8 protein-coding genes are annotated in these 7,427 nt (G+C 73.0%); 4 read left to right on the top strand and 4 right to left on the bottom strand.

Annotated elements, in window-relative coordinates:
• Positions 1 to 116: 116 nt before the first annotated feature.
• Entirely contained in the window at positions 117 to 875 is a 759-nt protein-coding gene (locus ACFYYJ_RS31615) for a TIGR00730 family Rossman fold protein (protein ID WP_376659732.1), read from the bottom strand.
• 64 nt (positions 876 to 939) lie between these two features.
• The gene (dapE, locus tag ACFYYJ_RS31610) at positions 940 to 2,019 is read right to left on the bottom strand and encodes a succinyl-diaminopimelate desuccinylase (RefSeq protein ID WP_376659733.1); all 1,080 of its coding nucleotides are present in this window, start codon (positions 2,017 to 2,019) and stop codon (positions 940 to 942) included.
• Between the two features lie 77 nt (positions 2,020 to 2,096).
• On the opposite strand from dapE, the gene ACFYYJ_RS31605 reads away from it, so the two are divergent.
• On the top strand, positions 2,097 to 3,080 hold the full coding sequence (locus ACFYYJ_RS31605) for a hypothetical protein (protein ID WP_389137490.1): 984 nt from the start codon (positions 2,097 to 2,099) through the stop codon (positions 3,078 to 3,080).
• Positions 3,081 to 3,469: 389 nt separating this feature from the next.
• Complete coding sequence (locus tag ACFYYJ_RS31600) at positions 3,470 to 3,817, top strand: ATP-binding protein (protein WP_385126085.1); 348 nt, start codon at positions 3,470 to 3,472, stop codon at positions 3,815 to 3,817.
• 92 nt (positions 3,818 to 3,909) lie between these two features.
• Here ACFYYJ_RS31600 and dapC read toward each other — a convergent pair whose 3' ends face one another.
• Both dapC and fdxA read right to left on the bottom strand, forming a co-directional pair.
• Positions 3,910 to 5,007, bottom strand: coding sequence for a succinyldiaminopimelate transaminase (gene dapC / locus ACFYYJ_RS31595; RefSeq protein ID WP_389137488.1), 1,098 nt, complete (start codon positions 5,005 to 5,007; stop codon positions 3,910 to 3,912).
• Positions 5,008 to 5,115: 108 nt separating this feature from the next.
• Positions 5,116 to 5,445 (bottom strand): ferredoxin, encoded by a 330-nt coding sequence (gene fdxA, locus ACFYYJ_RS31590; RefSeq protein ID WP_030713714.1) that lies wholly within the window; start codon positions 5,443 to 5,445, stop codon positions 5,116 to 5,118.
• 117 nt (positions 5,446 to 5,562) lie between these two features.
• Between fdxA and ACFYYJ_RS31585 the strand changes: the two genes are divergently transcribed.
• Both ACFYYJ_RS31585 and ACFYYJ_RS31580 read left to right on the top strand, forming a co-directional pair.
• The gene (locus tag ACFYYJ_RS31585) at positions 5,563 to 6,552 is read left to right on the top strand and encodes a GNAT family N-acetyltransferase (protein WP_389137486.1); all 990 of its coding nucleotides are present in this window, start codon (positions 5,563 to 5,565) and stop codon (positions 6,550 to 6,552) included.
• The gene (locus ACFYYJ_RS31580) at positions 6,549 to 7,340 is read left to right on the top strand and encodes a tetratricopeptide repeat protein (RefSeq protein WP_389137484.1); all 792 of its coding nucleotides are present in this window, start codon (positions 6,549 to 6,551) and stop codon (positions 7,338 to 7,340) included. The genes ACFYYJ_RS31585 and ACFYYJ_RS31580 overlap by 4 nt, the downstream gene beginning before the upstream one ends.
• Positions 7,341 to 7,427 lie beyond the last annotated feature (87 nt).

Here is a 7,427-nt window from a genome sequence, read left to right as displayed (position 1 = left end):
CGCCCCCCGGGCCCGGGGGCCCCCCCCGGGCCCCCGGCCCCCCCCCCCGGGGCGGGGCTAAACCGGGGGGGCCGGGCGGGGGGGGGGGGGGCGGGGGGGCCGCCCCCCCGACGGGGTTACTTGCCGACTTCCTTCGTCACCAGGGCGATCGCCTCGTCCACGTCGTCCGTGACGTGGAAGAGGTACAGGTCCTTCTCGGAGGCCTTGCCCTGCGCGATGACCGTGTTCCGCAGCCAGTCGACCAGGCCGCTCCAGTACTCCGATCCGAACAGCACGATCGGGAAGCGGGTGATCTTCTGCGTCTGGACCAGGGTCAGCGCCTCGAACAGCTCGTCCAGGGTGCCGAGGCCGCCCGGCAGGACGACGAAGCCCTGGCTGTACTTCACGAACATCGTCTTGCGGACGAAGAAGTACCGGAAGTTCAGGCCCAGGTCGACGTGCTGGTTCAGGCCCTGCTCGAAGGGCAGCTCGATGCCGAGGCCGACCGAGATGCCGCCCGCCTCGCGGGCGCCCTTGTTGGCCGCTTCCATCGCGCCCGGTCCGCCACCCGTGATCACCGCGAAGCCCGCGTCGACCAGCGCGCTGCCGATCCGCACGCCCGCCTCGTACTCGGCCGTGCCCGCGGCGGTGCGGGCCGACCCGAACACGCTGATCGCGGGCGGCAGCTCGGCCAGCGTGCCGAAGCCCTCGATGAACTCCGACTGGATGCGCAGGACCCGCCAGGGATCGGTGTGCACCCACTCGGAGGGCCCGGCGGAGTCCAGCAGCCGCTGGTCCGTCGTGCTGCCCGCCTGCACCTGGCTCCGCCTCCGCAGCACCGGCCCGAGCTGCTGCTCCTCGGGCCGACGACGGGCGGAACTCTCGGGGTTGCCCATGATGTGCTCCCTCCTGCTGATCGTTGGATCAGGGTAGGCGCACGAAGGTGACGGGAAGCGGAATTCAGTCGGTCAGCCAGGCGCGGAGTCGTTCCTCGCAGTGCAGGATCGCCTTCGTCTCCACGCGCTCGTCGACCTTGTGGGCCAGCAGGGCGTCGCCCGGACCGTAGTTGACGGCCGGGACGCCTAGAGCGCTGAAGCGGGAGACGTCCGTCCAGCCGAACTTCGGCATGGCGTGGCCCCCGACGGCCTCCATGAACGCCGCGGCGGCGGGGTGGGAGAGGCCGGGGAGGGCGCCGGGCGACGAGTCGTCGATCACGAACTCGGCGATGTCGCAGTCCGCGAAGACCTCACGGACGTGCGCGACCGCGTCGGCCTCGCTGCGGTCCGGGGCATAGCGGAAGTTGACCGTGACCGTGCACGCGTCGGGGATGACGTTGTTGGCGACGCCGCCCTCGATGCGGACCGCGCTGAGGCCCTCGTGGTACTCCAGGCCGTCGATGACGGGCTTGCGCGGCTCGTACGCCGCCAGCCGGGCCAGGATCGGGCCGGCGGCGTGGATGGCGTTGGAGCCCATCCAGCTGCGGGCGGAGTGGGCGCGCTCGCCGGTCGTGCGCAGCAGGACGCGCAGGGTGCCCTGGCAGCCGCCCTCGACCTCGGCGTTGGAGGGCTCTAGGAGCACCGCGAAGTCACCGGTCAGCCAGTCGGGATGGGCTTCGGCGACCTTGCCGAGGCCGTTGAGGTCGGCGGCGACCTCTTCCTGGTCGTAGAAGACGAAGGTGAGGTCGCGGTTCGGCTCGGGCACGGTGGCCGCGATGCGCAGCTGCACGGCGACGCCGGACTTCATGTCGGTGGTGCCGCAGCCCCACAGGACGTCGTTCTCGTCGAGGCGGGACGGAACGTTGTCGGCGATCGGCACGGTGTCGAGGTGGCCGGCGAGTACGACGCGCTCGGCGCGGCCGAGGTTCGTGCGGGCCACGACGTTGTTTCCGAAACGGTCCACGGTGAGGTGCGGCAGTGCGCGCAGCGCGTGTTCCACGAGGTCGGCGAGCACCTTCTCGTCGCCGCTCACGGACGGAATGTCGACGAGCCGGGCGGTCAGCTCGGCGGCGTCCAGGGTGAGGTCCAGCTCGGATTCGGACATGCCTCTGACCCTAACGCCCCGGGGTGTGGCGAACCTTCCACGTCCGCCCGGTGGACGCGTCATGTGGCTCAAGTACGGTGGGCCGCGTGTCCCAGAGCGATCACTCCCGCCCCCGTCGCCGCCGCCGGCTGCTGCGGGCCGCCGCCGGCCTGCTCGTGCTGCTCGCGGTCATCGGCTACTTCGCCGTCCAGCAGGACTCCACGGGCGGCATGGGTGCGCCGCACTGCGTCGTCACGGCCGCGGACGGAGGCGAGGGCGGCGGCGAGGGCGAGTCGTACGCGATGACTCCCGAGCAGGCGGGGAACGCGGCGACGATCGCGGTGGTCGGCACGGGCAAGCCGATGCCCGAGCGGGCGGTGACGATAGCCATGGCCACCGCGATGCAGGAGTCGGCGCTGCGCAACCTCGACCACGGCGACCGGGACTCGCTGGGCCTGTTCCAGCAGCGGCCCTCGCAGGGCTGGGGCACGCCCGCGCAGATCCAGGACCCCGTGTACTCGGCCGGAATCTTCTACGACCGGCTCAAGGATGTCAGGGGTTGGGCCCGGCTGCCCCTGACGGAGGCGGCGCAGCAGGTCCAGCTCAGCGGCTTCCCGCAGGCGTACGCGAAGCACGAGCCGGACGCGACGCTGCTCGCGGCGGCGTTCACGGGCAACGCGCCGGGGACGCTGACCTGCACCGGCCCCGCCCCGCAGCCCGGGTCGGGCGATCCGGAGAAGGTGAAGAGCGAGCTGACCCGGGTGTTCGGGCCCAAGGCGGCGGCGCAGCTCGGTCCGCCCGCGTCCTCGCTGGGCCGCTCGGGTCCGGCGGACCGGACGGAGGTGGCCGTGCCGGTGACGGACAAGAAGGGCACGGTCGACCGGCAGCGCGGCTGGGAGGTCGCGCACTGGGCCGTGGCGAACGCGGCGAAGCTGAACATCACGCGGGTCGGGTACGACGGCAAGGCATGGATCGCGGGCGAGAACAAGGGGCGCTGGGTCGACAAGGTGCCGGGCAAGTCGGGCTCCGGCGATCCGCTGAGCACGGGACCGGACGACGTGCGGATCTTCACCGCCCGCTGATCCGCTGGGACCGCTGGGCCGGTGTTCCGTGGCCCGGCCGGCGAGGCTGGATTTTCCGGCCTGTCCGGCGTTTGAGGACCGGGGTCCGGGGCGGAGCCCCGGGGAACGGTGGAAGGGCGGGTGGGGGAAGGCCCCGCGCAGCGGCCGCACGCCCACAGGCCGCGGGTCCGGTCAGGCGTGCGGGCCGTCACCCGCTGGGGGGTGAGCCGGTGGGCGGGCCGAAGGGGCCCGAGCCCGAAAGAAGCCCTGGTCGGCGCGCATTCAATGGGCTTTTCGCGGAAGCCGATTAAACGATGCGTTACCGATCCTTTACCCGGGGGCTCCGCAACTCGCGGCCCCCCACGAGCGGTTGTACACGGCGTACTCAGCCGCTACCGCTTAGGAGCATCATGTCCCTCCCCCTGACCCGTCGGATCGCCCGTGCCGCGCTGCTCGTCGCAGCCGGGGCAGCGCCCGTGGTCGGTGCGGCCGGCGCGGCCAGTGCCGCCGGCCTGGAGCCCGTGCAGCAGCTGGGCGCCCTGACCGCCCCGGACGCCGCCGACGCCACCGCGTCGGCCGCCGAGACCGCGTCCGCGGCCACGGGCACCGCCACCAAGGCCGTCCCGGCCGCCGACGTGGCCGGCCAGGCGGGCGGTCTGCTCGGCGGGCTGCCCGTGCCCGGCGCGCAGGAGCTGCCGCTCGGATCGCTGCCCGGCGGCCTGCCGGGTGGGCTGCCCGGCGGGCTGCCGCTCGGCTGATCGGCGTACGGACGCAGGAACGCAGGAACACCGAAGGGGCCGGGAGCACGAACTCCCGGCCCCTTCGGGCGTGTGAGGGCGGCGGGGGCGCGTCAGCCCGCCAGGCGCTTGACCGCCGCCTCGACCCGCTCGTCGGTGGCGGTGAACGCGACGCGGACGAAGCGGGCGCCCGCCTCGCCGTAGAAGTCGCCCGGCGCGACCAGGATGCCCAGCTGCGCGAGGTGGGCGACGGTGTCCCAGCACGGCTCGTCCCGGGTCACCCACAGGTACAGGCTGGCCTCGCTGTGCTCGACGCGGAAGCCGTGGGCCTCCAGCGCCGCGCGCAGGGCCGCGCGGCGGGCGGCGTAGCGGACCCGCTGTTCCTCGACGTGCGCGTCGTCGCCGAGCGCGGCGACCGTGGCGGCCTGGACGGGCGCCGGGGTCATCATGCCGCCGTGCTTGCGGATCTCCAGCAGTTCGCCGAGGACCGCCGCGTCGCCGGCGATGAAGGCGGCGCGGTAGCCGGCCAGGTTGGAGCGCTTGGAGAGGGAGTGGACGGAGACGATGCCCTCGTACGAGCCGCCGCAGACCTCGTCGTGCAGGACGGAGACGGGCTCGGCCTCCCAGCCCAGCTCCAGGTAGCACTCGTCGCTGAAGAGCAGGATGCCGTGCTCGCGCGCCCAGGCCACGATCCGGATCAGCTCCTCCTTGGAGAGGACCTTCCCGGTGGGGTTGGACGGGGAGTTGAGCCACAGCAGCTTCACGCCGGCCGGGTCGAGCTCGGTCGGGTCGTCGTAGACGACGGCCTCGGCGCCGCAGAGCCGCGCGCCGACCTCGTACGTGGGGTAGGCGAGCCGGGGGTAGGCCACCTTGTCGCCCGCGCCGAGTCCGAGCTGGGGCGGCAGCCAGGCCACCAGTTCCTTGGAGCCGACGACGGGCAGGACGTTGCGGTGCCCGGCGGCGCTCGCGCCGAGGCGGCCGCGCACCCAGCCGGTGATCGCGTCGCGCAGGGCGGGCGTGCCCCACACCGTCGGGTAGCCCGGGGAGTCGGCGGCGCCGACCAGTGCCTTCTGGATCAGCTCCGGGACCGGGTCCACGGGGGTGCCGACCGACAGGTCGACGATGCCGTCCGCGTGGGCCGCAGCCGTGGCCTTATAGGGCTCCAGCTTGTCCCACGGGAAGGCGGGAAGACGGTCGGATACTGCGGCCACGGTGGTCTCTGCTCTCTCTCGGTACTGGCTGGTAGCGGGTCGGAAAACGCCTCGGTCCCGTGCGGCCGGCAGGCCGTACGGGACCGAGGGGCGCTTCTGACCGAAAGGTCAGTGCTCGCCGTTGATGCCGGCGGGCAGCGCAGCGATGAAGGGGTGATCGCGCTCGATCAGGCCCAGCTTGGAAGCGCCACCGGGCGAACCGAGCTCGTCGAAGAACTCGACGTTCGCCTTGTAGTAGTCCTTCCACTCCTCCGGGGTGTCGTCCTCGTAGAAGATGGCCTCGACCGGGCAGACCGGCTCACACGCACCACAGTCGACGCACTCGTCCGGGTGGATGTACAAGGACCGCTGGCCCTCGTAGATGCAGTCGACGGGGCACTCTTCGATGCATGCCTTGTCCTTGACGTCGACACAAGGCTCCGCGATGACGTAGGTCACGCTCTCGTTCCTCCTCGGTAGGGCTGTCCAAATCGCGCGGGAGCGCGGCGTCGTCGATGCCCACACCTAGTATCTCCGTTCCCGGGCACGATCCGAACAGGAGGGGCGGACAGAGCTGTGGAATTCACTGCGGGCGGACTGCTGGAGGTCCGTATCACCCCCGCTGACGTGGGCAAACGAGTGTCCGTACGGCGGACTGAAGGCGATGTGGGCGGATCACCCCAGTTCACGGACACCATCGGAGTTCTCACATCCTGGGAACAGGGTGTGCTGCTGATCACACGAAAGAGCGGCGAATCCGTCCGCATCGCGGAATCCGCGCTGGTCGCGGGCAAGGTCGTGCCCCCGGCGCCGGCCCGCAGACGGGGTCCGGCGACCTCCTTCGAGGAGCTTTCGCGGGTCGCGGCGCGGTCCTGGCAGCCGCTGGAGAGCGAGCCGCTCGGCGAGTGGACGCTGCGGGCGGCCGCCGGATTCACCCGGCGGGCCAACTCCGTGCTGCCGCTCGGCGACCCGGGGATGCCGCTGGACGATGCACTCGCCCGAGTGACCTCCTGGTACGCGGAACGTGACCTTCCGGCCTATGTGCAGGCTGCGACGGGCGCCGCCGGGACCCAGGAACTGCTGTGCGCGGAGCTGGAGCGGCGCGGCTGGGTGTCCGAGGTGTCGGCGGAGGTAAGGATCGGTGCGCCGGCGCAGGTGGCCGACGTCGAGGCGCCCGAGGCCGGGTCCGTACGTCTGACCCGCGTCCCGGACGAGGAGTGGCTCGGACGCTACGGGAAGGTCTCCGACCCGGAGGTGGCGCGCCGGATGCTCGTGGAGGGGCCGTCGGTGTGGTTCGCGGCGCTGCCCGGGGGCCGGGCCATCGGCCGGCTGGTCGTCGACGGGCGCTGGGCGGGCTTCGCGGCGGTGACGGTGGATCCGGAACACCGCCGGGAGGGCCTGGCGACGGCCGTCATGGCGGCGCTGGCGCGTCGGGCACTGGAGGAGGGCGCGTCGGCGGCGTGGCTCCAGGTCGAGACGGACAACGAGGGTGCGCGGGCGCTGTACGACGGCCTCGGCTTCGGGACGCACCACACGTACCACCACTACCGGGCGGCGGGGTCGTGACCTCGCCGTGGCGCGAGCAGTTCGCGGCGGAGGCCCGGGCGGAGCGGCCCGATCTGGCGGTGCTGTGCCTGTTGCTGGCGGCGGAGGGAGACCCGGACCTCGACGAACGCGTCATGGACTGGGCGCAGATCGAGCTGGACCGGCTGGCCGGGATGCTGCCGTACGGGCTGCGGGGCGCGCGGGAGTGGGCCTCGGCGGTCACGGAGCTGCTGGGCGGCCGCATGGGCTTCCACGGCACCCCGGCGGACTACGACCGCCTCTCGTCCTCGCTGCTGCACGAGGTGCTGCGGCGGCGGCGCGGCCTGCCGATCCTGCTGTCCGTGGTCTGGCTGGAGGTCGCCCGGCGGGCGGGGGCGCCGGTGTACGGGCTGGGCCTGCCGGGTCACTTCGTGGTGGGCTTCGGGGACCCGGAGGAGGGCCTGGTGGTCGACCCGTTCGCGGGCGGCGCGTCGCTGGGGGCCGGTCCGGCGGAGCTGGCCTCGGGGCCGCGGACGCCCGCGCGGACGCTGGACATCGTGCTGCGGATCCTGAACAACATCCGCGCGTGGGCCTCGGCCCGGCCGGAGCACTCGGGAGTCGCGCTGTGGGCGCTGGAGCTGTCGCTGCTGTTGCCGTCGCACCCGGCGGCGCTGCGGTACGACCGGGCGCGGCTGTTGGTGGAACGGGGTTCCTTCCGGGAGGGGGCGGCGGAGTTGGACGCCTACGCGGAGGTGGTGTCGGTGATCGACGCGGATGCGGCGGCCCGCATCCGAGCCGAGGCCTCGGCGGCCCGCGCCCTCCTGAACTGATCCGCTGCGCGGGGCCGGAGCCGTGGCGCGGGGGCGGGCCGCTGCGCGGGGCTGTCCCCCACCCGCCCTTCCCCCACCCGCCCTTTC

Source organism: Streptomyces sp. NPDC002467 (assembly GCF_042889825.1).
Lineage (GTDB): Bacteria > Actinomycetota > Actinomycetes > Streptomycetales > Streptomycetaceae > Streptomyces.
Note: the sequence above shows the minus strand (reverse complement) of the source record. Positions and strands in the feature narration are given on the sequence as shown.

Bases quoted from the DNA above. Each gene is read 5' to 3' on its own strand.
- ACFYYJ_RS31615 (WP_376659732.1), bottom strand. From the start codon at position 875: ATGGGCAACCCCGAGAGTTCCGCCCGTCGTCGGCCCGAGGAGCAGCAG.
- dapE (WP_376659733.1), bottom strand. From the start codon at position 2,019: ATGTCCGAATCCGAGCTGGACCTCACCCTGGACGCCGCCGAGCTGACC.
- ACFYYJ_RS31600 (WP_385126085.1), top strand. From the start codon at position 3,470: ATGTCCCTCCCCCTGACCCGTCGGATCGCCCGTGCCGCGCTGCTCGTC.